Annotated in this window: 24 protein-coding genes and 1 riboswitch; of the genes, 16 read left to right on the forward strand and 8 right to left on the reverse strand. The window is 73.4% G+C overall.

Features of this window, described 5'->3' with window-relative positions:
* Nucleotides 1–164 precede the first annotated feature (164 nt).
* On the forward strand, nt 165–575 hold the full coding sequence (locus ACIQMU_RS28695) for a VOC family protein (RefSeq protein ID WP_352243097.1): 411 nt from the start codon (nt 165–167) through the stop codon (nt 573–575).
* Nucleotides 576–596: 21 nt separating this feature from the next.
* Here ACIQMU_RS28695 and ACIQMU_RS28700 read toward each other — a convergent pair whose 3' ends face one another.
* The 3 genes from ACIQMU_RS28700 to ACIQMU_RS28710 form a co-directional block, all read right to left on the reverse strand.
* The gene (locus ACIQMU_RS28700) at nt 597–1,919 is read right to left on the reverse strand and encodes a hypothetical protein (protein WP_352243153.1); all 1,323 of its coding nucleotides are present in this window, start codon (nt 1,917–1,919) and stop codon (nt 597–599) included.
* A gap of 184 nt (nt 1,920–2,103) precedes the next feature.
* Nucleotides 2,104–3,231 carry a hypothetical protein gene (locus tag ACIQMU_RS28705; protein WP_352243098.1) on the reverse strand — a complete coding sequence of 376 codons (1,128 nt, stop codon included), beginning with the start codon at nt 3,229–3,231 and terminating at the stop codon, nt 2,104–2,106.
* A 113-nt stretch (nt 3,232–3,344) separates the two neighbouring features.
* On the reverse strand, nt 3,345–4,004 hold the full coding sequence (locus ACIQMU_RS28710; RefSeq protein ID WP_352243099.1) for a class II aldolase/adducin family protein: 660 nt from the start codon (nt 4,002–4,004) through the stop codon (nt 3,345–3,347).
* 277 nt (nt 4,005–4,281) lie between these two features.
* Between ACIQMU_RS28710 and ACIQMU_RS28715 the strand changes: the two genes are divergently transcribed.
* The 7 genes from ACIQMU_RS28715 (at nt 4,282) to ACIQMU_RS28745 (ending at nt 12,875) form a co-directional block, all read left to right on the forward strand.
* Nucleotides 4,282–5,532 carry an inorganic phosphate transporter gene (locus tag ACIQMU_RS28715; RefSeq protein WP_352243101.1) on the forward strand — a complete coding sequence of 417 codons (1,251 nt, stop codon included), beginning with the start codon at nt 4,282–4,284 and terminating at the stop codon, nt 5,530–5,532.
* Between the two features lie 12 nt (nt 5,533–5,544).
* Nucleotides 5,545–5,775, forward strand: a complete 231-nt coding sequence (locus ACIQMU_RS28720; protein WP_242740653.1) for a hypothetical protein — start codon at nt 5,545–5,547, stop codon at nt 5,773–5,775.
* A gap of 148 nt (nt 5,776–5,923) precedes the next feature.
* A riboswitch (cobalamin riboswitch) is annotated at nt 5,924–6,056 on the forward strand.
* 125 nt (nt 6,057–6,181) lie between these two features.
* On the forward strand, nt 6,182–7,147 hold the full coding sequence (locus ACIQMU_RS28725; protein WP_352243102.1) for a cobalamin biosynthesis protein: 966 nt from the start codon (nt 6,182–6,184) through the stop codon (nt 7,145–7,147).
* Nucleotides 7,148–7,187: 40 nt separating this feature from the next.
* Nucleotides 7,188–8,867 carry a cobyric acid synthase gene (locus ACIQMU_RS28730; protein ID WP_352243103.1) on the forward strand — a complete coding sequence of 560 codons (1,680 nt, stop codon included), beginning with the start codon at nt 7,188–7,190 and terminating at the stop codon, nt 8,865–8,867.
* Complete coding sequence (locus tag ACIQMU_RS28735; RefSeq protein ID WP_402690007.1) at nt 8,864–10,930, forward strand: putative cobaltochelatase; 2,067 nt, start codon at nt 8,864–8,866, stop codon at nt 10,928–10,930. The genes ACIQMU_RS28730 and ACIQMU_RS28735 overlap by 4 nt, the downstream gene beginning before the upstream one ends.
* Nucleotides 10,930–11,529, forward strand: coding sequence for a cob(I)yrinic acid a,c-diamide adenosyltransferase (cobO, locus tag ACIQMU_RS28740; protein WP_352243105.1), 600 nt, complete (start codon nt 10,930–10,932; stop codon nt 11,527–11,529). Before ACIQMU_RS28735 ends, cobO begins: the two co-directional genes overlap by 1 nt.
* Nucleotides 11,523–12,875, forward strand: coding sequence for a cobyrinate a,c-diamide synthase (locus ACIQMU_RS28745; RefSeq protein WP_402690008.1), 1,353 nt, complete (start codon nt 11,523–11,525; stop codon nt 12,873–12,875). The genes cobO and ACIQMU_RS28745 overlap by 7 nt, the downstream gene beginning before the upstream one ends.
* A gap of 65 nt (nt 12,876–12,940) precedes the next feature.
* On the opposite strand, the gene ACIQMU_RS28750 is transcribed toward ACIQMU_RS28745, so the two are convergent.
* Complete coding sequence (locus tag ACIQMU_RS28750; protein ID WP_402690009.1) at nt 12,941–13,672, reverse strand: ZIP family metal transporter; 732 nt, start codon at nt 13,670–13,672, stop codon at nt 12,941–12,943.
* 182 nt (nt 13,673–13,854) lie between these two features.
* On the opposite strand from ACIQMU_RS28750, the gene cobC reads away from it, so the two are divergent.
* A complete protein-coding gene (gene cobC / locus ACIQMU_RS28755; protein ID WP_352243108.1) occupies nt 13,855–15,456 on the forward strand; it encodes an Rv2231c family pyridoxal phosphate-dependent protein CobC in 1,602 nt (533 codons plus the stop codon).
* 67 nt (nt 15,457–15,523) lie between these two features.
* On the opposite strand, the gene ACIQMU_RS28760 is transcribed toward cobC, so the two are convergent.
* Nucleotides 15,524–16,531 (reverse strand): SCO1860 family LAETG-anchored protein, encoded by a 1,008-nt coding sequence (locus tag ACIQMU_RS28760; RefSeq protein ID WP_402690010.1) that lies wholly within the window; start codon nt 16,529–16,531, stop codon nt 15,524–15,526.
* 316 nt (nt 16,532–16,847) lie between these two features.
* Entirely contained in the window at nt 16,848–17,948 is a 1,101-nt protein-coding gene (locus ACIQMU_RS28765) for an amidohydrolase family protein (protein WP_402690011.1), read from the reverse strand.
* Between the two features lie 171 nt (nt 17,949–18,119).
* Between ACIQMU_RS28765 and ACIQMU_RS28770 the strand changes: the two genes are divergently transcribed.
* The 6 genes from ACIQMU_RS28770 to ACIQMU_RS28795 all read left to right on the forward strand — a co-directional run bounded on the left by ACIQMU_RS28770 (nt 18,120) and on the right by ACIQMU_RS28795 (nt 24,021).
* Nucleotides 18,120–19,226 (forward strand): pyridoxal-phosphate-dependent aminotransferase family protein, encoded by a 1,107-nt coding sequence (locus ACIQMU_RS28770; RefSeq protein WP_402690012.1) that lies wholly within the window; start codon nt 18,120–18,122, stop codon nt 19,224–19,226.
* A gap of 310 nt (nt 19,227–19,536) precedes the next feature.
* Nucleotides 19,537–20,067: a diaminobutyrate acetyltransferase gene (ectA, locus tag ACIQMU_RS28775; RefSeq protein ID WP_352243112.1), complete on the forward strand. Its 531-nt coding sequence runs from the start codon at nt 19,537–19,539 to the stop codon at nt 20,065–20,067.
* A gap of 153 nt (nt 20,068–20,220) precedes the next feature.
* Complete coding sequence (gene ectB, locus ACIQMU_RS28780; RefSeq protein ID WP_352243113.1) at nt 20,221–21,483, forward strand: diaminobutyrate--2-oxoglutarate transaminase; 1,263 nt, start codon at nt 20,221–20,223, stop codon at nt 21,481–21,483.
* A 90-nt stretch (nt 21,484–21,573) separates the two neighbouring features.
* Entirely contained in the window at nt 21,574–21,972 is a 399-nt protein-coding gene (locus ACIQMU_RS28785; RefSeq protein ID WP_030590141.1) for an ectoine synthase, read from the forward strand.
* 3 nt (nt 21,973–21,975) lie between these two features.
* Nucleotides 21,976–22,869, forward strand: a complete 894-nt coding sequence (gene thpD / locus ACIQMU_RS28790; RefSeq protein ID WP_352243114.1) for an ectoine hydroxylase — start codon at nt 21,976–21,978, stop codon at nt 22,867–22,869.
* Between the two features lie 102 nt (nt 22,870–22,971).
* Nucleotides 22,972–24,021: a VOC family protein gene (locus ACIQMU_RS28795; protein WP_352243115.1), complete on the forward strand. Its 1,050-nt coding sequence runs from the start codon at nt 22,972–22,974 to the stop codon at nt 24,019–24,021.
* Here ACIQMU_RS28795 and ACIQMU_RS28800 read toward each other — a convergent pair.
* Nucleotides 23,997–25,067 carry an alkene reductase gene (locus tag ACIQMU_RS28800; protein ID WP_352243117.1) on the reverse strand — a complete coding sequence of 357 codons (1,071 nt, stop codon included), beginning with the start codon at nt 25,065–25,067 and terminating at the stop codon, nt 23,997–23,999. The two genes, ACIQMU_RS28795 and ACIQMU_RS28800, sit on opposite strands and share 25 nt — an antisense overlap.
* 148 nt (nt 25,068–25,215) lie before the next feature.
* Between ACIQMU_RS28800 and ACIQMU_RS28805 the strand changes: the two genes are divergently transcribed.
* Nucleotides 25,216–25,722, forward strand: a complete 507-nt coding sequence (locus ACIQMU_RS28805; RefSeq protein ID WP_402690013.1) for a MarR family winged helix-turn-helix transcriptional regulator — start codon at nt 25,216–25,218, stop codon at nt 25,720–25,722.
* A gap of 127 nt (nt 25,723–25,849) precedes the next feature.
* Here the strand turns inward: ACIQMU_RS28805 and ACIQMU_RS28810 are convergent, their stop codons facing one another.
* The gene (locus ACIQMU_RS28810) at nt 25,850–26,908 is read right to left on the reverse strand and encodes an aminotransferase class V-fold PLP-dependent enzyme (protein ID WP_352243119.1); all 1,059 of its coding nucleotides are present in this window, start codon (nt 26,906–26,908) and stop codon (nt 25,850–25,852) included.
* Nucleotides 26,909–26,994: the final 86 nt, after the last annotated feature.

The raw sequence follows: 26,994 nt of genomic DNA on the forward strand, positions 1-26,994 counted from the left end.
CGCGGGCGCTCCGGCCCGGCGGGCGCCCTTCGCCCGGACCGGGCACGTCTGACCTGTGGGAACGCTTCCCGGGAGGGCATTGTCAGTGCCCGGTGGAAGACTGAGACACAGATCACAGCAAGGTGGTCCGGACAGCAGACGCGGCACCAGGAGAGGTGAGTGCGATGGCAGGCGCGGCGAGCGGCGTTCCCACGATCTACCCGACGATCCTGTACGACGACGCGAAGACCGCGATCAGGACGCTGACACAGGGCCTGGGCTTCGCCGAGGAGGCGGTGTACGAGGGGGAGAACGGCAGCGTCCTGCACGCCGAGCTGTCCTGCGGCAACGGCAGGGTGATGCTCGGCTCCAAGGGGCGCGCGGGAGTGTTCGCGCAGGCGATGGCGGGGGCGGGCCCGGCCGGGGTGTACGTGGTGGTGGACGAGGTGGACGAGCACTACGCCCGCGCCCGGGAGTTCGGCGTGGAGATCCTCATGGAGCCGACCGACCAGGACTACGGCTCCCGGGACTACATGGCACGGGACCCCGAGGGCAACGTGTGGAGTTTCGGGACGTACGCCCCGGGGTCCGGCTGACGGACCCCGGGGGCGGGCGGCTCAGGCTCCCCCGGTGTGCACCTGGAAGGCGGCCCGGCGGACCGCCTTGGCCAGGGCCGGGTCCGGGTGGGCCGCGGCCAGGGCGACCAGGACCTGGACGGTGCGCGGGTGCCCGACGGCCCTGACCTCGTCGAGCAGCGCCGGGACGGTGCCCTGGACGGCCGAGTCGAGGTGGCGCACCAGCAGCCCGGTCTCGCCGTGGTCGGCGACGGCGGCCGCGGTGTCGACCCAGAGCCAGGTGGACTCCTCCCGGCTGAGCACGTCCTGGGCGTCGTCCGGGTCCTTGCCCTCGTACTCGGCGAGCCAGAGCAGCGCGTAGGGCCGCAGCGAGGGTTCGGTGAGCACGGCGCGGACCTCGGGTTCGGCGGGGGCTCCGACGACCCTCAGCGCCTCGAAGGCCAGTCCGCGCAGCAGGGCGTCCTCGCCCCGGGCGACGGCCAGCAGTTCGGCGACGGCGCTGCCGACCGTGCGGGCGGCGAGCCAGGCGCGGTATTCGTCGCGGGCCGGACCCGGGGTGAGCCGGGCGCAGCCGAGGAGCATGTCGGCGGCGGACTGCTCGATGTTCCCGGCGGGGCTCTGCGCGGCGACGCAGATCTGTTCCAGCTTGACCCAGACCGCCCAGTTGCCCAGCGGGGTGAGGGTGGCGTGCCCCCGGCCGAGGGTCAGCGCCCCGACGGCGGCGAGGCCCTCCAGGGCCCAGTCGAGCAGCAGGGCGTTGAGGCCGGCGTTCCGGGCGGGGCCGGCGGCGGCCCCGCCCGGGGTGTCGGACGCGGTTCCGCCGGGTCCGAGGGGCACTTCGCAGCGCTCCTCCTGGAGTTCGGCGACGCGCTGGCCGAGGAGGTCCAGCAGGGCGGGGACGGTGACGGGGCCCGCGGAGAGCTGGAGGAGGGAGAGCACCTGGGGCACGGCCTCGACGGCTTCGGCGACCGCGCCCGCCTCGATGTCCGCGGGCGCGGCGTGGACGAGCGACCAGGCGTCGAAGAGCGCCACCCAGCCGCGGAGGACGGCGGAGTCGTCCCGGTCCCAGGCGCGCAGCCGCCAGCCGGGGCGGGCGGTGTCGCCGTGCAGTTCGATCAGTCCGGCCAGCCGGGCCCGGTCCCAGCCCGCGCGGACCTGCGCCGGGGAGAGCTCCAGGGCGGTGGCCGCCCGTTCGAGGGCGTGGGCGGCGAGCGGGGCGGCGGTGCCCGGCCCGGGCGTGCCGGCCGCCCAGTGGGCGATGCGTACGGCGTCGGCGAGCACCGTCCTGGCCTGGCGGGCCAGTTCCGTACGGGGCGGGGTGCCCTCGGGGGGCCGGGGAGCCGGCCTGGTGCGCCGGGTGGTCACGGCCTTGCGGGCGGTGGCAAGGGGTCGCGGGCGGACAAGTCGCAGCCTGGAGTCGCGCGGAGTACGGGACGTCACGGGAGCAGTCTTGCCCCTGACGGCCCGAAAGCCCAAACGGAAGGCGTTTCACCGGTACGCGAAAGGTTCCCCCGGCGCGACGACAAGGGGGAGAGTTCACCCCATCGGCTCACATCAGGGGCGTGAGGAACCGCCGCAGGGTCTCCTCGTAGCGGGCCGGGTCGGCGTTCCACATCGACGCATGCGGAGCCCGTGGGACGGCGTGCAGGCTGACCAGATCCGGGCGGCGGCCGGCGAGCTCCCGGGAGGACTCCCACGGGGCGATCGTGTCGTCCGGGCCGTGCAGGATCAGGGTCGGCGCGCGCAGCGAGGCCGGCGCCGAGGTCTCCAGTACCGGGGCGCGGCTCATCCCCGTCCGGCCCTGGGCGGCGCGGACGGCGAGCGGCAGCAGTGCGGCGGGGACGCCGCGGGCGGCGGCCAGGGCGCGCAGGGTGACCGGCCAGTCCAGCACCGGGGAGTCGAGGACCAGGCCGCTGATGCGGTCGCGGAGCGGGGACTCGACGGCGGCGTACAGGGCCATCGTGGCGCCGGTGGACCAACCGTGGACGATCACGTTCCGGGCGCCGTAGCGCAGGGCGTAGCGGATGGCGGCGTCGAGATCGCGCCACTCGGAGGCGCCGAAGCGGCCGAGGCCGTCGGCGGGGCGGGGGGCTCCCGGGTCGCCCCGGTAGGCGAGGTCGAGCACGGGGAGACTCTGTCCCTGCAGGAACCCCATGAGGTTCATGGGGTGGGCCCGGGTGGCGCCGAGGCCGTGCAGGGTGATGACCCACGTGTCGCGGGCGCCGGGGACGTACCAGGCGGGCAGGGGGCCCAGTTCGCCGGGGATCTCGACCTCCTGGTGCTCCAGGCCGAGGTCGCCGCCCGGGTCACCGCCGTACAGCTCGGGGGTGAGCCGGACCTTCGCACCCGGTTCGAGGAGCCCCTGCCCGACGCTCTCCAGCCTCCGGACGACGGTGTCGGCGGCCGGGGAGGCCCCGTCGACGACGGGCCCGACCACCGCGTGGACCCCGGGCCCGGCCAGGCCGTAGAAGCCGGGCCGCAGCGCGGAGAAGGAACGGGTCAGGGTGACCTGCCCGGCCTCCGTGGCGTGTACGACGAGTCTGCGGTCGGCGGGGAGGGGGCGCCCGGGGGCCGCCTTGAGGGCGGCGTCGCTGGCGTAGCGGCCGGCCGCGACCGCTGCCGCACCGACGCCGAGGATCGTGGTGACGGCCGTTGCCGTCGCGGTTACCGGGCGCACCGCTTCAGTGTCGTGGGCCGGGCGGCCGGCTGCCAGTGGGCGGGGGCCGTCCGGGTCGGATCCGCGCCTCCGGACGGTCGCGGGGCGGGGACCGGGCGGGTGCGCCCGCCGGGTCAGCCGGACTGGCCGTACCCCTTGAGCGCTTCCGTCACCTCGTCCAGCTGGGCCGCGTCGAGCAGGGCCGGGGTGCGGCCGGGCACGGAGCTCGCGGTGAGCCAGAGGCGGCACAGCCACTCCAGCTGGGCGGTGCGCTCGTACGCCTGGTCGAGCGTGTCGCCGTAGGTGACGGTGCCGTGGTTGGCGAGCAGGCAGCCGGTGCGGCCCCGGAGGGCGCCGAGCATGGCGTCGGCCAGTTCCGGGGTGCCGTAGCGGGCGTAGGCGGCGGTGCGGACGGGTCCGCCGAGGACGGCGGCCGCGTAGTGGACGAGCGGCACCTCGGTGACGAGGGTGGAGACGGCGGTGGCGTGCACGGCGTGGGTGTGGACCACGGCGGCGGCGTCGGTGGAGCGGTAGACCGCCAGGTGGAGGGGGAGTTCACTGGTCGGCGCCAGGTCCCCGACGACCTGCTGGCCTTCCAGGTCGACGCCGACCGCGTCGTGGGGGCCGAGCCGGTCGTACGGCACTCCGCTGGGCGTCACGAGGACGACGTCGCCGACGCGGGCGGACACGTTGCCCGAGGTGCCGACGACCAGGCCGTCCGCCGCGCTGCGGCGGGCGGTCGCGACGACGTCCCGCCAGGTCCGGCCGACGGATTCCGGCTGCTGCTCGCTCATGGGGCGAGCGTAGGCGTGAAGGCCCGTAACCGGAACGTCACCCCGGGAGTGACGGGGATCTCGTCCGGGTGCCGAACGGCCGTTCAAAATATTCGCCAGTAAGCGGCAAAGGGCAGCCCACGCCGCACCTCACAGACCTCGCGCAGCCCCTCCCGCACACAAGCGGAGGCAACCCACTCCGCTTGGGGTCACCGTGACGCCCTGTCCAGTTCACCTTCCGTTCATTCAGGTTGCCTACGGTCCACGTGCCACTGACGTCGAACGATTGCCTGGGTAAATGGAACACATCACGCTGCTGCTTGCGATTGTGGTCGTGACAGCTCTCGTGTTCGATTTCACGAACGGTTTCCACGACACCGCCAACGCGATGGCGACCACCATCTCGACCGGCGCCCTGAAACCCAAGACAGCGGTGGCGATGTCCGCCGTTCTCAACCTGGTCGGCGCGTTCCTGTCGGTGGAGGTCGCCAAGACGATCTCCGGCGGGATCGTCAACGAGGACGGCCTCAGAACCGAGGTCATCTTCGCGGCGCTCGTAGGCGCCATCCTGTGGAACCTCCTCACCTGGCTGGTCGGCCTGCCCTCCAGCTCCTCCCACGCCCTGTTCGGCGGTCTGATCGGCGCCGCGGTCATGTCGGCCGGCTGGTCCTCGATCAACGGCGGCACCGTCGTCACCAAGGTGCTGCTCCCGGCGATCGCCGCCCCGCTGGTGGCCGGCCTCGCCGCGATGCTGGCCACGCGGCTGACGTACCGGATCAACCGGAAGGTCACCGACGAGAACCAGCTGAAGTCGACGGCCAAGGGCTACCGGGCCGGACAGATCGCCTCCGCCGGTCTCGTCTCCCTCGCCCACGGCACCAACGACGCCCAGAAGACGATGGGCATCATCACGCTGGCCCTGGTCACCGGCGGCGTCCTGGCCCCCGGCTCCAACCCGCCGATGTGGGTCATCGTCTCCGCCGGTGTCGCCATCGCGCTCGGCACCTACCTCGGCGGCTGGCGCATCATCCGCACCATGGGCAAGGGTCTGACCGACCTCCAGCCGCCGCAGGGCTTCGCCGCCCAGACCAGCGCGGCGACCGTCATCCTGGCCTCCTCGCACCTCGGCTTCTCGCTCTCCACCACCCAGTCCTGCTCCGGCGCCGTCATGGGCGCGGGCCTCGGCCGCAAGGGGGGCGTGGTCCGCTGGTCCACCGCCACCCGGATGTTCGTCGCCTGGGGCCTGACGCTGCCCGCCGCCGGCCTGGTCGGCGCGGGCGCCGAGTTCCTGACCAAGCAGGGCCCCTGGGGCGTCACCGTCACGGCGATCCTGCTCGTGGGCGGCTCCTTCGCCATCTGGCTGGCCTCGCGCCGCCAGCCGGTCGACCACACCAACGTCAACGACGACGAGCCCCAGGGCGTCGTCACCACCGCCATCGCCGCGGTCCAGCCGCCGCCCGCCGGCGGCCCGGCCTCCGACCTCATGACCACCATCCCGGCCCCGGCCCCGGCGCCCGACGACCCGGCCCGGCCGCCGGCCACGGTGTAAGGACAGATCCGCATGAAAATCGACTGGGCAGCTCTCGCCTCCGTCTTCGGTGTCAGTCTCGTGGTCACCGTCGCGCTGGTCGGCCTCTTCACGCTGGGCATCGTCGCCCTGTCCAAGCAGTCCGCGACGGCCGGAAGCAGTGCCTCCGGCGGATCGGTCGCGCTGGCGCGCACCGGCGCGTACGCCTGCTTCGGACTGTGCGTGGCAGCGGTCTCGTACGGGATCTATCTGATCGTCGCCTGACCCCGTACCTCGCACTCCTTCGGGCCGGACACACCTCGTGTGTCCGGCCCGATGTGCTTCTGCGCACAGTGGAGCCCCGCAGGTCAACAGCGAGTTGACGGTTGTTCGCGGGGCGTGGTGGACTGCCGGAGCCATTTACGGCGACAGCAGAGGAAGCCGGTGCGAATCCGGCGCGGTCCCGCCACTGTCACCGGGGAGCACTCCCCCACACCGGATGTCACGGCCCGCGGCAAGCGGGCTGGAAGGCCGGGGGAACTGCGGATCCGGAAGCCAGGAGACTCTCGTCGCCGGTCACGTCGAACCAGGGCGCGGACCCTGAGTGAGGACATACGCCATGCCTGGCCGCCGTGCGCCCCAACATGTGCCTCCCCGTGCCGGTACGCCTCTCCCCGCGACGGGCTGAAGCATGCGTGCCGACCGCGTCTTCGCGTACGGCGCGACGGGCGGGCTGATCGCCGACGCCCTGCTGGGCGACCCCCGGCGGGGCCACCCCGTCGCCGGATTCGGCCGTGCCGCCGCCCGGGCCGAGTCCCTGCTGTGGCGTGACCACCGGGGCGCCGGCGCCCTGCACACCCTCGTGTGCGCCGGGGGCGCCGCGGGGGCCGCCGCGCTGGCCGCCCGCGCGGTCCGGGGGCGGCCCGCGCTCGCCGTCGCGCTGACCGCCGCCACCGCCTGGTCCGTCGTCGGCGGTACCTCGCTGGGCCGGGAGGCCCGCGCCATCGGCGGCGCACTGGCCGCCGGGGACCTGGACGCGGCCCGGGAGCGCCTGCCCCACCTCTGCGGGCGCGATCCGCACGCCCTGGACGGCCCGGGGATCGCCCGCGCGGTCGTGGAGTCGGTCGCCGAGAACACCTCGGACGCCGTCGTCGGCGCACTGGTGTGGGGAGCGGTCGGCGGGGTGCCGGGGCTCGTCGGATTCCGGGCGGTGAACACGCTCGACGCGATGGTCGGCCACCGGTCGCCCCGCTACCGCCGTTACGGCTGGGCCTCGGCCCGCCTGGACGACCTCGCGGGGTGGCCCGGCGCCCGTCTGACGGCCGCGCTGGCCGTGGCGGCGGGCGGGCGGCCCCGGGACGCCGTGAGCGCCTGGAAGGCGGACGCGGGGCGCCATCCGAGCCCGAACGCCGGGCCGGTGGAGGCCGCGTTCGCGGGGGCGCTCGGCGTACGGCTGGGCGGGACGCTGGCGTACGCGGGGCGCGTCGAGCACCGGCCGGTGCTCAACGGGGCGGCCGGGCGGGACGTGCGGGGCCCGGACATCGAACGCGCGGTACGGCTGTCGCGCCGGGTGAGCGCCCTGGCCCTCGGCGTGTGCGTGGCGGGCCGGGCGGTCACGGGGCGGCTCGCCGCCGGGCGGAAGCGGGGACGGTCATGAACGGTCCGGCACGGAACGCGGCAGGGGAACGGGAGCGGGCATGAGCGGCGGACTGCTGGTGGCGGGCACCACATCGGACGCGGGCAAGAGCGTCGTCACCGCGGGCATCTGCCGCTGGCTGGTGCGCCGGGGTGTGAAGGTCGCGCCGTTCAAGGCGCAGAACATGTCGCTGAACTCCTTCGTGACCCGGCAGGGCGCGGAGATCGGGCGGGCCCAGGCGATGCAGGCGCAGGCCGCCCGGGTGGAGCCGACGGCCCTGATGAATCCGGTGCTGCTGAAGCCCGGCGGCGACCGGTCCAGCCAGGTGGTCCTGATGGGGAAGCCGGTCGGCGAGATGAGCGCCCGGGGCTACCACGGAGGCCGCCAAGAGGCGCTGCTCGGGACGGTGACGGACTGCCTGGAGCAGCTGCGGGCCACGTACGACGCGGTCATCTGCGAAGGGGCCGGGTCCCCGGCCGAGATCAATCTGCGGCGCACGGACATCGTGAACATGGGAATCGCGCGGGCCGCGCAGTTCCCCGTCCTGGTGGTCGGGGACATCGACCGGGGCGGGGTCTTCGCGTCGTTCTTCGGGACGACGGCGCTGCTGAGCCCCGAGGACCAGGAGCTGGTCGCCGGCTACCTGGTGAACAAGTTCCGGGGCGACGTCTCGCTGCTGGAGCCCGGGCTGGACATGCTGTACGAGCTGACCGGGCGGCGGACGTACGGGGTGCTGCCCTTCGCCCATGGGCTCGGCATCGACGAGGAGGACGGCCTGCGGGTGTCCCTGCGGGGTGCGGTGCGGGAGTCCTTCGTGGCTCCCCCGCACGGCGAGGACGTGCTGCGGGTGGCGGTCTGCGCGGTGCCGCTGATGTCGAACTTCACCGACGTGGACGCGCTGGCGGCCGAACCGGGCGTCGTGGTGCGGTTCGTGGACCGGGCGGAGGAGCTGGCCGACGCGGACCTGGTGATCGTGCCCGGAACGCGCGGCACGGTGAAGGCACTGGCCTGGCTGCGTGAGCGGGGCCTCGCGGACGCGCTGGCGCGACGCGCGGCTGAGGGCCGGCCCGTGCTGGGCATCTGCGGCGGGTTCCAGGTGCTCGGCGAGCGGATCGAGGACGAGGTGGAGTCGCGGGCGGGAGTGGTGGACGGGCTCGGGCTGCTGCCGGTGCGGGTGCGCTTCGACCGGGCCAAGACGCTGGCGCGGCCGGTCGGCTCGGCGCTGGGCGAGCCGGTGGAGGGGTACGAGATCCACCACGGGGTGGCCGACGTGCGGGGCGGGGAGCCGTTCCTGGACGGGTGCCGGGTGGGGGCGGTGTGGGGGACGCACTGGCACGGGTCGCTGGAGAGCGACGCGTTCCGGCGGCGGTTCCTGGTGGAGGTGGCCCGGGCCGCCGGGCGGCGGTTCGTGCCGGCGCCGGACACGAGTTTCGGGGTGCTGCGGGAAGAGCAGCTGGACCGGCTCGGGGACCTGGTGGAGGAGCACGCGGACACGGAAGCGTTGTGGCGTTTGATCGAGGGGGGCGCGCCCGCGGGTTTGCCGTTCGTGCCGCCGGGGGCGCCTTCGGCGCGGGGTTCGGAGCCGGGTGCGGGCTCTCCGGAGAGCCGGGGCGCTGCCCCGGCACCCGCTCCTCGATCGCCGGAGGGGCTTGGAAGGGCTCACCCGGAGGCGCTTGGAGAAGCCCGGGAGCCGGACGGGCTTGATTGTGCTGATGTTCGTGTCGACCAGGAGGCCAAGTGAGTACGCCGTATCCCTTCACCGCGATCGTCGGACAGGACGACCTGCGGCTCGGGCTGTTGCTGAACGCGGTCAGTCCGGCCGTCGGCGGAGTGCTCGTGCGGGGCGAGAAGGGCACCGCCAAGTCCACCGCCGTCCGCGCGCTGGCCGCGCTCATGCCCGAGGTCGCGGTCGTGCCCGGGTGCAGGTTCTCCTGTGACCCCGCCTCCCCCGATCCGGCGTGTCCCGACGGGCCGCACGCGGAGGCGGCCGGTGTGTCGCGGGCCGCGCGCACCGTGGAACTGCCGGTCGGCGCGTCCGAGGACCGGCTCGTGGGGGCACTGGACATCGAGCGGGCGCTGTCGGAGGGCGTGAAGGCGTTCGAGCCGGGGCTGCTGGCCGACGCGCACCGCGGGATCCTGTACGTCGACGAGGTCAACCTGCTCCACGACCACCTGGTGGACCTGCTGCTGGACGCGGCGGCCATGGGCGCTTCGTACGTCGAGCGCGAGGGCGTCTCCGTCCGGCATGCGGCGCGGTTCCTGCTGGTAGGGACGATGAACCCGGAAGAGGGCGAGCTGCGTCCGCAGTTGCTGGACCGGTTCGGACTGACCGTCGAGGTGGCCGCGTCCCGGGACACCGACGAGCGGGTCGAGGTCGTGCGGCGCAGGCTCGCGTACGACGACGACCCCGAGGGCTTCGCCGCCCGCTGGGCCGACGAGGAGGCCGCGCTGCGGGAGCGGATCGCCGCCGCGCGCGCCCTGCTGCCCCGGGTCGTGCTGGGCGACGGCGTGTTGCGGCAGATCGCCGCGACCTGCGCCGCGTTCGAGGTCGACGGAATGCGGGCCGACATCGTGATGGCCCGTACCGCGACCGCGCTGGCCGCCTGGGCGGGGCGCGAGGAGGTCACCGCCGACGATGTGCGGCAGGCCGCGCTCCTCGCGCTCCCCCACCGGCGTCGCCGCAATCCCTTCGACGCGCCCGGCCTGGACGAGGACAAGCTCGACCAGACGCTGGACGAGGCCGGACGGCAGGAGCAGGAGGAGGAGCAGGGCGGCAACGGCGGCGGTGACCTCCCCGACCCCGACTCCGATCCTGACCCCGACTCCGACCCCGATCCCGGCGGCCCCGGGCCGGACGGTGGCGGCGACGACGGCGGTGGCGGTGTGCCGCCGCAGGGTGGTGCGAGCGACACGCCGTCGCAGACGCCGGAAGGCGCCCCCGACGCGCCCGGCCGGTCCGCCGGGGCCGAGCAGCAGCCGGTGGCGTCCGCCGAGCCGTTCCGTACGAAGATGCTCAGCGTGCCGGGGCTCGGCGAGGGCGCTGCGGGGCGGCGCTCCCGGGCGCGTACCGAGCACGGGCGTACGACGGGCGCTCGCCGCCCGCAGGGGTCGCTGACCAAGCTGCACCTGGCCGCGACCGTGCAGGCCGCCGCCCCGCACCAGCGGGCGCGCGGGCGTTCCGGGCGGGGGCTCGTGGTGCGCCGGGACGATCTGCGGCAGGCGAACCGCGAGGGGCGTGAGGGCAACCTCGTGCTGTTCGTCGTGGACGCCTCCGGGTCGATGGCGGCCCGGCAGCGGATGAGCGCGGTCAAGGGGGCCGTGCTGTCGCTGCTGCTGGACGCCTACCAGCGGCGGGACAAGGTCGGTCTGGTCACCTTCCGGGGCAAGGACGCCGAGGTGGTGCTGCCGCCGACCTCGTCCGTGGACGCGGCCGCCGCCCGTCTGGAGTCGTTGCCGACCGGGGGCCGCACCCCGCTGGCCGCCGGGCTGCTCAAGGCCCATGACGTGCTGCGGATCGAGCGGCTGCGCGATCCGTCGCGGCGGCCGCTGCTCGTCGTGGTCACGGACGGCCGGGCGACCGGCGGCCCGGAGCCGGTGGCGCTCGCGGGGCGGGCCGGGCGGTTGCACCGCTCGGAGGGGACGGCCTCGGTCGTCGTGGACTGCGAGTCGGGGTACGTACGCCTCGGTCTCGCCGGGGAACTCGCCCGGGAACTGGGAGGCACCGCCGTCACGCTCGACGAGCTGCGGGCCGACTCGATCGCCGGGCTCGTCAAGGACGTCACCGCAGCCGGGAGGGCCGCTTAATGCCGCAGGGACAGCCGATTTCAGTGCCGGACGACGGGCTCACCACCCGCCAGCGGCGCAACCGCCCGCTCCTGTTCGTCCACACGGGCATCGGGAAGGGCAAGTCGACAGCCGCCTTCGGCCTCGCGCTGCGGGCCTGGAACCAGGGCTGGCCTATCGGGGTGTTCCAGTTCGTGAAGTCCGCGAAGTGGAAGGTCGGCGAGGAGAACGCGCTGAAGGTGCTGGGCGCGAGCGGCGAGGGCGGCACCGTCGACTGGCACAAGATGGGCGAGGGCTGGTCCTGGGTCCAGCGCGACGGCCAGCTCGACAACGAGGAGAAGGCCCGCGAGGGCTGGGAGCAGGTCAAGCGCGACCTGGCGGCCGAGACGTACAAGCTGTACGTGCTCGACGAGTTCGCCTACCCGATGCACTGGGGCTGGATCGACACCGACGAGGTCGTCGAGGTCATGCGGAACCGGCCCGGCACGCAGCATGTGGTGATCACCGGCCGCAACGCGCCGGACGCGCTGGTGGAGGCCGCCGACCTGGTGACCGACATGTCGAAGGTCAAGCATCCGATGGACGCGGGCCAGAAGGGCCAGAGGGGCATCGAGTGGTGAACGTGCCCCGTCTGGTCATCGCCGCTCCGGCCTCCGGCAGCGGCAAGACCACCGTCGCCACCGGCCTGATGGCCGCCTTCGCCGCGCGCGGGCAGGCCGTCTCGCCGCACAAGGTGGGGCCGGACTACATCGATCCGGGGTACCACTCGCTGGCGACGGGACGCCCCGGCCGCAATCTCGACGCGTACATGTGCGGGACGGATCTGATCGCCCCGCTGTTCGCGCACGGGTCGGCGGGGTGCGACCTCGCCGTGGTCGAGGGCGTGATGGGGCTGTACGACGGTGCCTCGGGGCAGGGGGAGCTGGCGTCCACCGCGCAGGTGGCGAAGCTGCTGCGCGCCCCCGTGGTGCTGGTGGTGGACGCCTCCTCGCAGTCGCGTTCGGTGGCGGCCCTGGTGCACGGGTTCGCCTCCTGGGACCCCGAGGTGCGGATCGGCGGGGTGATCCTGAACAAGGTGGCGTCCGACCGGCACGAGGCACTGCTGCGGGACGCGTTGGAGGAGTCCGGCCTCCCGGTGCTGGGCGTGCTGCGCCGGGCCCCGCAGGTGGCGACGCCCTCGCGCCATCTGGGGCTGGTCCCGGTGGCCGAGCGGGGCTCCGAAGCGGTGGACGCCGTGGCGGCGATGGGCGATCGGGTGCGCGCCGGGTGCGACCTGGACGCGCTGATGGCGCTGGCCAGGACCGCGCCGCCGTTGGCGGACGCGGCGTGGGAGCCGGCGCCCGCTTCGGTCACCGGTGCCGCGCGGCCCGTCGTGGCCGTGGCCGGCGGGGCGGCGTTCACCTTCGCGTACGCGGAGCACGCCGAGCTGCTGACGGCGGCCGGTGCGGAGGTCGTGACCTTCGACCCGCTGCGGGACGAGAAACTGCCGGTGGGTACGGCGGGGCTCGTGATCGGCGGCGGGTTCCCGGAGGTGTACGCCCCCGAACTGTCGGCCAACGAGCCGCTGCGGCGGGCGGTCACGGAACTGGCCCTGAGCGGCGCCCCGGTGGCGGCCGAGTGCGCGGGCCTGCTGTATCTGGCGCGGGAGCTGGACGGGCGGCCCATGTGCGGGGTGCTGGACGCCGAGGCCCGGATGTCCGAACGCCTCACGCTCGGCTACCGGCAGGCGGTGGCCGTGTCGGACAGCGCCCTGGCGGTGGCGGGGACCCGGATGCGCGGTCATGAGTTCCACCGCACGGTGCTGGAGCCGGGGGCGGGCACCACGCCGGCCTGGGGGATGCATCAGCCGGAGCGGCGGGTCGAGGGGTACGTCCAGCGGGGCGTCCACGCGAGCTATCTGCACACCCACTGGGCGGCGTCGCCCGGGGTGGCCCGGCGGTTCGTCGAGCACTGCCGGGCGCGGTGAGCCACTGACGCGGGGCACGGCCGTCGTGCCGAGGCGTACACGGCGTACGGGGGCGTGCGCGTGGCTCACTCCGCGATGCCGACGACCAGCCAGATGAAGCCCACGCCCCCGACGGTGCAGAGAAGGGTGGAGCGGGCGGGATGGGTGTGGTGCGCCTCGGGAAGGATCTCGGCAGCGGCCAGGTAGAGCAACGCTCCGCCGAAGAAGCCGAGATATCCGCCGAGCAGTTGCTCCGGAAGGGTGAACAGCAGTGTCGTCCCGGCGCCCACGACCGGTGCCACGGCGGCCGCGAACAGCATCAGGAGCGCCTTGCGGCGGGCGTTCCCGTAAAGACTGGTGAGGGTGTACGTGTTGAATCCGTCGGCGAAGTCATGACTGATCACCGCCAGCGCCACGGCCACGCCCATGGAACCGCTGACCTGGAAGGCGGCGCCCAGGGCGACGCCGTCCATCAGGCTGTGGCTGACCATCGCGGCGGCCGCCGCGAGCCCCACCTGCGGTACGCGATCGCCCGTGGGACGGCTCGCCCCGTGCGCCACCTGGCGTACGGCGAGCAGCCGCTCGACCAGATGGGCCGCCAGGAAGCCGCCCACGAACAGCAGCAGGGCGGCCGGCACGCCGAACACCGGGGTGCCGGCGGCCTCGATCGCCTCCGGCAGGAGGTCGAGTCCGACCACGCCGAGCATCAGCCCGCCCGCGAAGCCGAGCACCAGGTGGCGGCGGTCGGTGACGCGTTGTGCGACCCAGCCGCCGGCCAGAGTCATCAGGAACGCGCCGAGCGCGACGAACACCGCCATGGGGCCTTGCTAGCCGATCGGGCCCTCTCTCCGCATCTCAGGGTGTCCTTACCGGCGGCATTCGCCGCGCCTCTCCCCGCTCGTGTCCTCCCGGGCCGCCCGGGCCCTCTCCGTATACGGAAGGGCCGCGCCCGCTCTCCCGTACCACCGAGACGTCTGACCTGAAAGGCAGGACTCCGCCGATGACCGGAGCATCCGTCGGCCCCGGACCGGAGTCCGGCGCCCGCAGTCTGGTGGTGGGGGTCGGCGCGCGCCGGGGTGTCCCCGGCGAGGTGGTGTCCGCCCTGATCGAGGCGGTGCTGAGCGGGGCGGGCCTGGACGCGGCGGACGTGGTGGAGGTGGCGACGGTCGACGCCAGGGGTGGCGAGCCGGGCATCGTGGGGGCGGCGGCCCGGCTCGGGGTGCCGGTGCGGACCCATCCGGCCCCGGCGCTGGCCGCGGTCCGTGTGCCGCACCCCTCGGGAGCGGTCGGCGCGGCGGTGGGGACTCCGTCGGTCGCGGAGGCGGCGGCGCTGATCGAGGCGGACGAACTGGTCGTGCCGAAGACCCGCGCGCCGGGGGCGAGGGCCGCGTCCGGGGGGATGGCGACCTGTGCGGTGGCCCGTCGGCTTCCGGCCGCCACCGGGACTTCCGGTGTTTCGGGGAGGAAAACTTCCACCTCACCGGTGACGGCGGGCTCCCGCCCGTTCACCATGGCTGCCATGAATCCCCCCACGCGGAACATCGAGAGCGCCGGGCCCGACCTGCGCCATCACGGCGACGCGGAGGTGCGCGGCGAGAATCTGACGGATCTCGCCGTGAACGTCCGAACCCACACTCCTCCGGAATGGCTGCGCGAGCGGATAGCCGCGTCACTCACCTCCCTCGCCGCCTATCCGGACGGCTCCTCGGCCCGCGCCGCGGTCGCCGGCCGGCACGGACTGCCCGCGGAGCGGGTGCTGCTGACGGCGGGTGCGGCCGAGGCGTTCGTCCTGATCGCCAGGGCGCTGCCGGCCCGTTGTCCGGTCGTGGTGCATCCGCAGTTCACCGAACCGGAGGCGGCGCTGCGGGCGGCCGGGCACGAGGTGCGGCGGGTGCTGCTGCGTGCCGAGGACGGCTTCCGCCTCGATCCGGCGGCGGTGCCCGAGGAGGCGGACCTCGTGGTGATCGGCAACCCGACGAACCCGACGTCCGTGCTGCACCCGGCGGCGCTGCTGGAGCGGCTGGCACGGCCGGGACGGACGCTGGTGGTCGACGAGGCGTTCATGGACGTCGTGCCGGGCGAGCGCGAGGCGCTGTGCGGGCGCACGGATGTCCCGGGGCTCGTGGTGCTGCGCAGTCTGACCAAGACGTGGGGCCTCGCCGGGCTGCGGATCGGCTATGTCCTGGCCGGTCCGGAGACCGTGGCGCTGCTCGCCGATGCGCAGCCGCTGTGGCCGGTGTCGTCGCCGGCGTTGGCGGCGGCGGAGGCGTGCATGGAGCCGCGGGCGTTGGTGGAGGCGGCCGAGGCGGCGGACCGGGTCGCGGTGGACCGGGCCCATCTGCTCGCCGGGCTGGCCGAGTTCAGCGAGGTGGAAGTGGTGGAGGCGGCCCGGGGGCCGTTCGTCCTGATGCGGCTGGAGCGGGCGGCGGAGGTGCGGGAGCGGCTGCGGCTGCTCGGCTTCGCGGCCCGGCGCGGGGACACGTTCCCGGGACTGGGGCCGCAGTGGCTGCGGCTCGCGGTCCGCGACCGGACCACGACCAATCGTTTCCTCCAGGCGCTGGACCAGGCCGTGCAGGCGCTGCCCGCGAGACCGGGGCGCTGAGGAGCCCCTCCCACCGGGCGTACCGGGGGGCGGCGTTCGCAGGACGGACGCCGCCCCCCGGCGCGTATCAGCTCCGGCTGCCGGCCCGCCGGCGCGCCAGCACGGTCGCGCCCGCGCCGGCGGTCAGCAGCAGGGCCGCTCCGCCCGCGATGTACGGGGTGGTGGAGCTGCCGCCGGTCTCGGCGAGGTTCGCCGTGTCGGGGGCGTCGCCGGCGTCGGAGCCGGTCTGCGTCTTCACACCGCCACCGCTGTCGCCTCCGTCACCGCCGGTGCCTCCCTCGCCACCGCTGTCGCCACCGCTGTCGCCTCCGGTGGAGCCGCCCGTGGAGCCGCCGTCCGTGGAGCCGGGCTTCTCGGGTGTCTTCGGCTCCTTCGGGGTCTCGCAGGTCGCCTCGGCGAGGGTGACCTCGCCCTCCACCTCGGCGACGTTGAGCTTCAGCGGGTTGACCGACACCTTGAGCCGGAGCGCCGTCGCGGCCGCCGTGCGCTCGGTGGTGACCGTCTTGGACAGGTCGAGGGTGACCTCGCCGACGCCGGGCACCGACACCTGGGTCGGTCCGCCCGCGCTGAGCGTCACCTGCTCGCCGAGCACCGCGACCCGGCCGAGCACGTTCGATTCGGCGACGGGCTTCTCGCCGGTCTCGCAGACGGCCTTGGAGGTGACCTTCTCGACCTCGATCAGTGAGAGCGCCGCGAGTCCGGGGACATGGATCCGGGCCTTCGCGAGGTTGGTGTACCCCTCGGCCCTGTGCTCGTCCACGGTGGCGTTCGCGGTGGCCACATCGGCGCGCAGGACGCTGACCGGGCGGCCCTCCACCCCGTCCAGGTCCACCGTCAGCGCGGTCTTCTCGGCGCTGGCCGGGGCCTGCACCTCGTTGAGCGTGACCTTGAGGGGCACCTGGAGGGACTTGTTGAGGAGCGAGACGTCGAGCCCGGTACGGAGCACGACCGCGCTCGCCCGGCCTTCGCCGCCGGTGGGCGTCGCCGGGGCTGCGTGCGCGGGGACTGCGGCCAGCAGGGCGACGGGGGCGGCGGCGACCGCCAGGGCGGCGAGACGGAAGGTGTTGCTGTTCAAGATGGTGGAACCCCCACAAGAGACATGGAGCCACCGGCACAGTCCAATGGGGGACATCGCCTGTGCCGGCGGCATCGACTCCGTGAATCTTTACGCACTGAGGGTGAACTGGCGGACACCTGGCGTGAGTTCACCCCAAAGGGGGGTTTTCGCGCACATATTCGAATCTTCCGGCACGTGCGTTCGCAGGCGTCACTCGTTTCACTCGTCGCAACCGGCGCGAGCCGCACGGGTGCGCGATCGCGTCGGAGCGTGCGCAAGAGTGCGTCAACGAGCCGGGCGCCGATCCGTCACCGCTCGTCAACACGGCGGCGCCTCACCCGATCACCCGCCCGTTCAGCACGACGTGCCGGGGAGCCGCCAGCACCCGGACGTCCGCGCGCGGGTCCTCGTCGTACACGACCAGGTCCGCCGGGGCGCCCTCCTCCAGCACGGGCCGGCCCAGCCAGCGCCTGGCCCCCCACGCGGTGGCGGAGAGCGCCTCCAGGGGCGGGATGCCCGCCTTGACCAGCTCGGAGACCTCTCCCGCGACCAGTCCGTGCGCCAGGGAGCCGCCCGCGTCGGTGCCGACGTAGACGGGGATCCCGGCGTCGTACGCGGCGCGCACGGTGTCGTAGCGGCGGTCGTACAACCGCCGCATATGGGCCGACCAGCGGGGGAACTTGGCCTCGCCGCCCGCCGCGAGGTCGGGGAAGGTGGCGATGTTGACCAGCGTCGGGACGATCGCGACCCCGCGTTCGGCGAAGAGCGGGAGCGTGTCCTCGGTGAGGCCGGTGGCGTGCTCGACGCAGTCGATGCCCGCCTCCACCAGGTCGGTGAGCGACTCCTCGGCGAAGCAGTGCGCGGTGACGCGGGCGCCGAGCCGGTGCGCCTCGGCGATGGCGGCCTCGACCTCGCCGCGCGGCCAGCAGGCGGTCAGGTCCCCGGCGTCGCGGTCGATCCAGTCCCCCACCAGCTTGACCCACCCGTCCCCGCGCCGGGCCTCCCGGGCCACGTACGCGACGAGGTCGCCGGGCTCGATCTCATGGGCGTAGTTACGGATGTAGCGGCGGGTCCTGGCGATGTGCCGGCCGGCCCTGATGATCTTCGGCAGGTCCTCCCGGTCGTCGATCCAGCGGGTGTCGGAGGGCGATCCGGCGTCCCGGATCAGCAGCGTTCCGGTCTCCCGGTCGGCCAGCGCCTGCTTCTCGGCGGTCGCCGCGTCGACCGGGCCGTGCCGGTCCAAACCCACATGGCAATGGGCGTCGACCAGCCCGGGCAGCGCCCAGCCGGCGACCGTCACCGCGGCGTCGGCTCCCGGCGGCCGCTCATAGGTGATCCGCCCGTCCACCGCCCACAGTTCGTCGCGCACCTCGTCCGGGCCGAGCAGCACCCGGCCCCTCACCCGCAGCACCCGCTGCTCCTCCTGATCAGTCATACGCGGCACTGTACGAGGCCGTCGGTAGGCTGCCACGGGGGCGTCGGCCGCGGGAACGCACCACCGGCAGCCGGAGCCGCCGCCCCACGACCGACAACCGAGCGGCCACGGACCGGCCACAGCCGGCCCCGGGCCGCCCTCGGACCGACCGAACCCGAAGAGAGCACCGCCGTGACGCACCCCTTCCTCGACCTCCCCCCGCTCACCGCCGACCGCTTCGCGGCGATCGAGCGGCGGGTGGCCCGGCTCCTCGCCACGGAGCAGGACGTCGTCATCACCCAGGGCGAGGCGCTCCTGCCGCTGGAGGGCTGCATCCGCGGCGGCGCGCGGCCCGGCTCCACCGCGCTGAACGTGGTCACGGGGCCCTACGGGCAGACCTTCGGCAACTGGCTGCGGGACTGCGGCGCGGAGGTCGTCGACCTCGTGGTGCCCTTCCACACCGCGGTGACCGCCGGCCAGGTCGCCGACGCGCTCGCCGAGCGTCCGGAGATCGACTTCGTCTCGCTGGTGCACGCCGAGGCGGCGACCGGCAACACCAACCCGGTCGCGGAGATCGGCGAGGTGGTCCGGGCGCACGGCGCGCTGTTCATGCTGGACGCGGTCGCCTCGGTGGGCGCCGAGCCGCTGCTGCCGGACGCCTGGGGCGTCGATCTGTGCGTGATCGGGGCGCAGAAGGCCATGGGCGGGCCCGCCGGGGTGTCTGCGGTGTCGGTCAGCGGACGGGCCTGGGAGCGGATCGCCGCCAACCCGGCCGCCCCGCGCCGCTCCTACCTCTCCCTCCTGGACTGGAAGGAGCGCTGGATCGACGGCGGCCGCAGGGCGCTGCCCCACGCCCCCGCGCAGTTGGAGATGCTGGGCCTGGAGGCGTGTGTGGCGCGGATCGAGGACGAGGGCCTGGACACGGTGACGGCCCGCCACGCCTCGGCCGCCGCGGCGACCCGGGCCGGCGCGGTGGCTCTGGGCGGCGGCCTGGAACCGTACGTCCACGACGCGCGGGACGCGGCCCCGGTGGCCACGACGCTGCGCGCCCCGGCGGGGACCGACGCGGCGGCGCTGGTCGCGGGGGCGCTCGCGGCGGACCCCGCGCTGCCGCTCGTCGCGGGCGGCGGGGCGCTGTCCAAGGAGATGATCCGGATCAACCATTACGGGGCGGACGCGACGCGGGGCGCGGTGCTGTCCTCGCTCGCGGCTCTGGGGACGGCGCTGACCGATGCGGGCCGGCGGGTCGACGTCGAGGCTGCCCGGGCGGCCGTTGCGGAAACCTGGCCGAGCCTCTGATATGCATAATGCGGGGAGCTGCTTTATGGAAAGCAGCTCCCCGCATTCTTCTGCCCGCTTTCCCCAACCCTAAACGCGGAAGTTTTAGCGAGCCTCGAACTTCGTGATTCGGACACGTCCTCCACGAGAGTTACAACCCTGTGACCGACTCCACAGGAGCGGCGTTATGCCCGAAAAATTCAGGACAAAGGGTCGGAAACCATGCCTGGATCATGGTGGACCTCGCGCACGCCTGATAACACATACGGGCGCTCCACCCAACCCTTCACCTCGATGCAATTTTGAAATTTGCTGGGTAAATTCAATTCGCATGACCGCCGCACCAGCAGATTTTGCCCGTGCCCGAAGCGAATTCCTCAGTATCGACGCCCCACGAGTGGAGGACGGAGCCGCGATCTGGCGCATAGCCCGCGACTCCCAGGTCCTGGACCTCAACTCCTCGTACAGCTACCTGCTGTGGTGCCGTGACTTCGCCGCGACCTCCGCCGTCGCCCGTGGCGAGAACGGCGAGCCCATCGCCTTCGTGACGGGCTACATCAGGCCCGACCGCCCCCGAACCCTCGTCGTCTGGCAGGTGGCCGTCGACCAGGCCCACCGCGGCAAGGGCCTGGCCGCCAAGCTGCTGGACGCGCTGACCGCCCGGGTCGCCGCCGACCAGGGACTGTCGTCCGTGGAGACGACGATCACACCGGACAACACCGCCTCCGACCGGCTGTTCACCTCCTACGCCCGCCGTCATGACGTGGCGCTGGAGCAGGAGGTGCTCTTCGACGGCGAGCTGTTCCCCGAAGGGACGCACCTGCCCGAGGTGCTCTACCGGATAGGCCCGTTCGCCCCCTGAGCCGTCCCCCGGACACCCCCGGCGTGCCCGACCCGTACGCCAGGACCCCCAGACTTCCCGCGCCGTCCGACCATCGGCGCGGTCCCGGCCGCCACCGTGCGGCGGGGACATCCGACCACCGCCCGTCACACCCCCTCACGCAGGAGATCCGCTGTGACCATCACCCCGCCCGCACTGAGCGTCTTCGAGACCCTGGAGTCGGAGGTACGGAGCTACTGCCGCGGCTGGCCCGCCGTGTTCGACCGCGCGCAGGGCGCCCGGCTGACCGACGAGGACGGCCACTCCTACCTGGACTTCTTCGCCGGGGCCGGCTCGCTCAACTACGGCCACAACAACCCGGTGCTGAAACGCGCGCTGATCGACTACATCGAGCGCGACGGCATCACGCACGGCCTGGACATGGCCACCACCGCCAAGCGCGCGTTCCTGGAGACGTTCCAGAACGTGGTCCTGCGCCCGCGCGACCTGCCGTACAAGGTGATGTTCCCCGGCCCGACCGGCACCAACGCCGTCGAGTCGGCGCTGAAGCTGGCCCGCAAGGTCAAGGGCCGCGAGTCCGTCGTCTCGTTCACCAACGCCTTCCACGGCATGTCGCTGGGCTCGCTCGCCGTCACCGGCAACGCGTTCAAGCGGGCCGGCGCCGGCATCCCGCTGGTGCACGGCACCCCGATGCCGTTCGACAACTACTTCGACGGCACGGTCCCCGACTTCCTGTGGTTCGAGCGTCTGCTGGAGGACCAGGGCTCCGGCCTGAACAAGCCCGCCGCCGTGATCGTGGAGACGATCCAGGGCGAGGGCGGCATCAACGTCGCCCGGCCCGAATGGCTGCGCGCGCTGCGCGAGCTGTGCGACCGCCAGGACATGCTGCTGATCGTCGACGACATCCAGATGGGCTGCGGCCGTACCGGCGGCTTCTTCTCCTTCGAGGAGGCCGGCGTCGTCCCGGACATCGTCACGCTGTCGAAGTCCATCAGCGGCTACGGCATGCCGATGGCGCTCTGCCTCTTCAAGCCGGAGCTGGACATCTGGGAGCCGGGCGAGCACAACGGCACCTTCCGCGGCAACAACCCGGCCTTCGTCACGGCCGCCGCCGCGCTGGACGCCTACTGGGCCGACGGCCAGATGGAGAAGCAGACCCTCGCCCGCGGCGAGCAGGTCGAGCAGACGCTGCTGGCCATCTGCGCCGAGGAGCCGACCGCGCAGTTCCGCGGCCGGGGCCTGGTGTGGGGCATGGAGTTCCAGGACCCGGCGCGCGCCTCGGCGGTCTGCGCCCGCGCCTTCGAACTGGGGCTCCTGCTGGAGACCTCCGGTCCGCAGAGCGAGGTCGTCAAGCTGCTGCCGCCGCTGACCATCACCCCCGAAGAACTGGACGAGGGCCTGCGCACGCTGGCCCGCTGCGTCCGCGAGACGGCCTGACCCGGTACTGCCGGGGCAGGTGGAGAAGAAGAGGTCCCGGGCCGCGAGGCCCGGGACACTGTGGAGAGAAGAGAAAGGCAACCGCTCACCGTGATCGTCCGATCGTTCAGTGACATCGAGAACACCGACCGGCATGTGAAGTCCGCGTCCGGCACCTGGGAGAGCAAGCGCATCGTGCTCGCCAAGGAGAAGGTGGGCTTCTCGCTCCACGAGACCGTGCTGTACGCGGGCACGGAGACCTCCATGTGGTACGCGAACCACATCGAGGCGGTGCTCTGCACCGAGGGCGAGGCCGAGCTCACCAACGACGAGACCGGCGAGAAGCACTGGATCACGCCCGGCACGATGTATCTGCTGGACGGACATGAGCGGCACACCATGCGGCCCAAGACCGACTTCCGCTGCGTGTGCGTCTTCAATCCTCCCGTCACCGGACGGGAGGACCATGACGAGAACGGTGTCTACCCACTGCTGACCGAGGAGGGCTGAACCATGACCACCGAAGTACGCGCCGATCTGTACCCCTCGCGCGGCGCCGCCGAGATGACCACTCCCCGCCAGGACCCGGTCATCTGGTCCGCGCCGGGCGCTCCGGGCCCGATCGCCGCCAAGGAACTCCAGGGATACGAGCACGACGGCTTTCTCACCGTCGACCAGCTGATCACCCCGGACGAGGTCGCCGTCTACCGGGCGGAGCTGGACCGGCTGGTCTCCGACCCGGCGATCCGCGCCGACGAGCGCTCGATCGTCGAGAAGCAGTCGCAGAACGTGCGGTCCGTCTTCGAGGTCCACAAGATCAGCGAGGTCTTCGCCGCTCTGGTCCGTGATGAGCGGGTCGTGGGCCGCGCCCGTCAGATCCTCGGCTCGGACGTGTACGTCCACCAGTCCCGGATCAATGTGAAGCCGGGCTTCGGCGCCTCGGGCTTCTACTGGCACTCGGACTTCGAGACCTGGCACGCCGAGGACGGTCTGCCGAACATGCGGACGGTGTCCGTGTCGATCGCGCTGACCGAGAACTTCGACACCAACGGCGGGCTGATGATCATGCCCGGTTCGCACAAGTCGTTCCTCGGCTGTGCGGGCGAGACGCCGAAGGACAACTACAAGAAGTCGCTCCAGATGCAGGACGCCGGCACCCCGTCCGACGAGGCGCTGACGAAGATGGCCGACCGCCACGGCATCAAGCTCTTCACGGGCAAGGCCGGTTCGGCGACCTGGTTCGACTGCAACGCCATGCACGGCTCGGGCGACAACATCACCCCGTACGCGCGCAGCAACGTCTTCATCGTCTTCAACAGCGTGGAGAACGCGGCACAGGAGCCCTTCGCGGCTCCGATCCGCCGCCCCGAGTTCATCGGGGCGCGGGACTTCACCCCGGTGAAGTAGCGGGACGCGCAGCCGAGATGGGGCCGGGACGGTACGCCGTCCCGGCCCTTTCGCGCGTAACTCGCTGGACCGGGACCGGAGCCGGCGGAGAGGGTGACCGCCATGACTTCCCACGTACGCCACATCACGATCGACTGCGCCGACGCCTACGCGCTCGCCGGTTTCTGGTCCCGGGTACTCGGCGCGCCGATCTCCGACGAGGACGCCCCCGGTGATCCGGAGGCGCTGGTCGAGGCCCCCGGCGCGGCCATCCTGTTCGTGCGGGTGGACGAGCCCAGGCGGGCCAAGAACCGCGTCCATCCGGACATACAGCCGCAGGACCGCTCCCGGGACGAGGAGGTCGAACGGCTACTCGCGCTCGGCGCGACCCTGGTGGGCGACCACCGCAGGCCGAACGGGCGCGGCTGGGTGACGCTCGCCGACCCCGAGGGCAACGAGTTCTGCGTGGAGTGCTCCGCCGCCGAGCGGGCGGCGCTCACCGGGACGCGGCTGCCGGTGACCGCCGACGACGTGACCTCGGCGGTGCGGAGCGCGGTGGACCTGCTGGGCGGAGCCCCGGCCGGCCGCTGGGACGCGCCCGCGGGAAGCCTCACGTGGACCTGCTGGGAGACGGTGGAGCACCTGAGCGACGACCTGTTCGCGTACGCCGTGCAGTTGGGGCCCCGTACGCCTCCGCTGGACGGCGAGGTCCCCTACAGGTGGGCGCCCGAACGGCAGGGCGGGCCGTCCAACGCGGTCTTCGCCGACCGGGGCGCCGGTCCCGCCGGGCTGCTGGCCACGCTGGAGGCGAGCGGGGCGCTGCTGGCCTCGATGGCGCGGACGACACCGTCCGAGGTGCGCTCGTACCACGGGTTCGGGATCTCCGACCCGGAGGGCTTCGCCGCGATGGGTGTGGTGGAGACCCTGGTGCACACCCATGACCTCGCCGAGAGCCTGGGGCTGGACTGGTCTCCTTCCCCGGCGCTCTGCGACCGGGTGCTGGCCCGGCTCTTCCCGGACGCCCCGGCGGGCGGCGACCGGTGGGCCGTCCTGCTGTGGGCCACCGGCCGCGCCGAGCTGCCGGGCCGCCCGCGCCGCACGTCGTGGCGGTGGGACGGAAGGCCCCGGCAGGTCACCCCGCAGGAGGGTCAGACGGCGTCGAGCGCCGGGTAGTCGGTGTAGCCCTTGGCGTCGCCGCCGAAGAAGGTCGAGGGGTCGGGGGTGTTGAAGGGGCCGCCCGCCCGGAGCCGGGCCGGCAGGTCCGGGTTGGCGAGGAAGAGCGCCCCGTAAGCGATCAGGTCGGCGGTACCGTCGTCGATCACCGTGTGGTCGTCGGGTCCGGTGGGGCCCTCGGTGTACGCGTTGAGGACGAGGGTCCCCGAGAACGCCTTGCGCAGGGCGTGGGTCAGCTCACGGATCGGGGTGGCCTCCAGGACGTGCAGATAAGCGAGGCCGAGCGGCTCGATCTCCCGGACCAGCGCGGTGTAGACGGCCTCCGGCGCGGGCTCGTCGATGTCGTTGTACGGGTTGCCGGGCGAGATGCGCAGACCGGTGCGCTCCGGGCCGATCTCGGCGGCGACGGCCTGGACGACCTCGACGGCGAAACGGATGCGGGCCGCGTCGGAGCCGCCCCACGCGTCGGTGCGCCGGTTGGTGTTGGGGGCCAGGAACTGGTGGATGAGGTAGCCGTTGGCCCCGTGCAGCTCGACCCCGTCGAATCCGGCGTCCACGGCGTTGCGGGAGGCGGCGACGAAGTCGGCGATGGTCGCGCGGATCTCGGCGTCCGTCAGCTCGTGCGGCTCGACGAAGTCCTTCGGTCCGACGTGGGTGTAGACCTGTCCCTCCGCCCTGACCGGGGAGGGGCTGACGGGAACCAGGCCGTCCGGCAGCAGGACCGGGTGGCCGATGCGCCCCGCGTGCATGATCTGGGCGAAGATCCGACCGCCCTCGGCGTGCACGGCATCGGTGACCACGCGCCAGGAGGCGACCTGCTCGGCGCTGTGCAGACCGGGCGTGGAGGGGTAGCCCTGGCCCACGACGGACGGCTGGATGCCCTCGGTGATCACGAGGCCGGCCGAGGCGCGCTGGGCGTAGTAGGTGGCGGTGAGTTCGGTGGCGGTGCCGCCCTCGCCGGCCCGGCTGCGGGTCATCGGGGCCAGCGCGATGCGGTTGGCCAGCGGGGTGCCGGACAGGTCGATCGGGTCGAAAACGGTGGTCATGGGGGCTCCCGAGAAAGTATGTGGTCGGCCAAGCTTTGGCGTCGACGGCAACAGTAACCCATTCATTGGTCGACCAAGGTAATGTTGTGGAAAACCGTCGGGCATCATCGGAAGCCTGCTCTCAGCCCGAGGATCCAGGAGCCCCGCCATGACCACCGGCCGCACCTCCCCCGCGGAAGACGCCTGTAGCGACGCGCCGCCCTCGGCGGCGCTCGGCGGCCCCGTCAGCCACGCCGTCTCCCGGGTGGCGCGGCTGCACCGGATCGCGGCGGGCAAGGCGCTCAGGGGGGTGGACCTCTACCCGGGGCAGGAGTTGCTGATGATGCACCTGTGGGACCGGGGGCCGGTCCGTCAGACGGAGCTGATCAGGGCGCTGGACCTGGACCCGTCCACGGTCACGAAGATGCTCCAGCGGCTGGAGCAGACCGGGCATGTGCGCCGCCGCCCCGACCCGGCCGACCGGCGGGCCGTGCTGGTCGAGGCGACGGACGGGAGCTGCGCGCTGCACACCGCGGTCGAGACCGCCTGGGGCGGCCTGGAGGAGCACACGCTCGCCGGCCTGGACCCGGCCGAGCGCGCGGAGCTGGTCCGGCTGCTGGCGAAGGTCGAGGAGAACCTCTGCCGGGAGACCGCGGACTGCCCCGACCGCCGCTGAGCGGCTCGGGGCGGGGGCGGGACCGGCCGCGGGCGGAGCAGGTCACAGGGGCCGGGGAGAGCGGGAGCACGGGCCGGGGACGACAGGGGCCGGCGCCCCGGGCCGCCCCGGCCGGGCGGGAGGGGCGTCAGCCCAGGAACTCCAGCACCCGGTCCACGTCGGCCTCGGTGTTGTAGAGGTGGCAGGAGATCCGCAGCTTCCCCACCGGCGCCGAGACGGCGATCTCGGCCTTCGCCAGCTCGGGCTGACGATGCCCCAGGCCCGGCACGGAGACGATCGCCGACTCCCCCGGGACCGCCTCGTGCCCCAGCTCCCCCAGCCCCGCCCGCAGCCGGGCCGCGAGCCCGGTGGCGTGCGCGTACAGGGCTTCGGCGCCCACCTCCGCGAGCAGGTCCAGCGAGTGCTCGGCCCCGTGGTACGAGAGGAAGGCCGGCGGCTCGTCGAAGCCGCGGGCGGTGGGGGCGACGCGCTCCAGCGGACCGTAGTTGCCGGCCCAGGGGGCGCCGGCGGACACCCAGCCCGCGAACAGGTGCGGCAGGGTGTCCTGCGCCTCCTCGGTGACGGTGAGGAACGACGTACCGCGCGGACAGAGCAGGAACTTGAAGCCGCCGGTGACGGTGTAGTCGTACGCCCCGGCGTCCAGCGGGAACCAGCCCGCCGCCTGGGTGCCGTCGAGCAGCGTCCGGGCCCCGTGCGCGGCGGCGGCCGCGCGGACGGCGGCGAGATCGGCCACCCGGCCGTCGGCCGACTGCACGGCGGAGAAGGCGACCAGGGCGGTCGAGGGGCGCACGGCCCCGGCGAGGTCCGCGAGCGGCGCGTACCGCATACGGAGATCGCCGCGGAGGGCGAACGGGCTGACCACGGAGGAGAACTCCCCCTCGGGGCAGAGGACTTCGGCGCCCGGCGGCAGCGAAGCGGCGATCAGGCCGACGTGGACGGTGACGGAACCGCCGGTGGCGACCCGGTCCGGGTGGACGCCGGCGATCCGGGCGAAGCCGGCCCGGGCGGCCTCCACCGCGTCGAAACTGCCCGCCCCCACCCGGCGCCCCGCGGCGTTCTCGTCGGCCAGGGCCTTGACGGCGGCGATCGTCCGGCGGGGCAGCAGGCCCCAGCTGGAGGTGTTGAGGTAGGTGACCTCCGGCGCGAATTCGACGGCTGCCGCTCGGACGGGCGCGAGGTTCGTCATACGCCCACCTTGAAGCCCCCGCTGCCCATAGTCAACACCGGGGTTCAAGAGGCAAATCAAAGAAACACTTATGGGCGCGACGGGGC

The organism is Streptomyces sp. NPDC091649 (assembly GCF_044756785.1).
In the GTDB taxonomy this organism is placed as follows: Bacteria; Actinomycetota; Actinomycetes; order Streptomycetales; family Streptomycetaceae; genus Streptomyces.

Bases quoted from the DNA above. Each gene is read 5' to 3' on its own strand.
- cobO (WP_352243105.1), top strand. From the start codon at position 10,930: ATGCCGCAGGGACAGCCGATTTCAGTGCCGGACGACGGGCTCACCACC.
- ACIQMU_RS28720 (WP_242740653.1), top strand. From the start codon at position 5,545: ATGAAAATCGACTGGGCAGCTCTCGCCTCCGTCTTCGGTGTCAGTCTC.
- ACIQMU_RS28810 (WP_352243119.1), bottom strand. From the start codon at position 26,908: ATGACGAACCTCGCGCCCGTCCGAGCGGCAGCCGTCGAATTCGCGCCG.
- ACIQMU_RS28750 (WP_402690009.1), bottom strand. From the start codon at position 13,672: ATGGCGGTGTTCGTCGCGCTCGGCGCGTTCCTGATGACTCTGGCCGGC.
- ACIQMU_RS28805 (WP_402690013.1), top strand. From the start codon at position 25,216: ATGACCACCGGCCGCACCTCCCCCGCGGAAGACGCCTGTAGCGACGCG.
- ACIQMU_RS28800 (WP_352243117.1), bottom strand. From the start codon at position 25,067: ATGACCACCGTTTTCGACCCGATCGACCTGTCCGGCACCCCGCTGGCC.
- ACIQMU_RS28695 (WP_352243097.1), top strand. From the start codon at position 165: ATGGCAGGCGCGGCGAGCGGCGTTCCCACGATCTACCCGACGATCCTG.
- ACIQMU_RS28710 (WP_352243099.1), bottom strand. From the start codon at position 4,004: ATGAGCGAGCAGCAGCCGGAATCCGTCGGCCGGACCTGGCGGGACGTC.
- cobC (WP_352243108.1), top strand. From the start codon at position 13,855: ATGACCGGAGCATCCGTCGGCCCCGGACCGGAGTCCGGCGCCCGCAGT.
- ACIQMU_RS28795 (WP_352243115.1), top strand. From the start codon at position 22,972: ATGACTTCCCACGTACGCCACATCACGATCGACTGCGCCGACGCCTAC.
- thpD (WP_352243114.1), top strand. From the start codon at position 21,976: ATGACCACCGAAGTACGCGCCGATCTGTACCCCTCGCGCGGCGCCGCC.
- ACIQMU_RS28730 (WP_352243103.1), top strand. From the start codon at position 7,188: ATGAGCGGCGGACTGCTGGTGGCGGGCACCACATCGGACGCGGGCAAG.
- ACIQMU_RS28715 (WP_352243101.1), top strand. From the start codon at position 4,282: ATGGAACACATCACGCTGCTGCTTGCGATTGTGGTCGTGACAGCTCTC.
- ectA (WP_352243112.1), top strand. From the start codon at position 19,537: ATGACCGCCGCACCAGCAGATTTTGCCCGTGCCCGAAGCGAATTCCTC.
- ACIQMU_RS28725 (WP_352243102.1), top strand. From the start codon at position 6,182: ATGCGTGCCGACCGCGTCTTCGCGTACGGCGCGACGGGCGGGCTGATC.
- ACIQMU_RS28765 (WP_402690011.1), bottom strand. From the start codon at position 17,948: ATGACTGATCAGGAGGAGCAGCGGGTGCTGCGGGTGAGGGGCCGGGTG.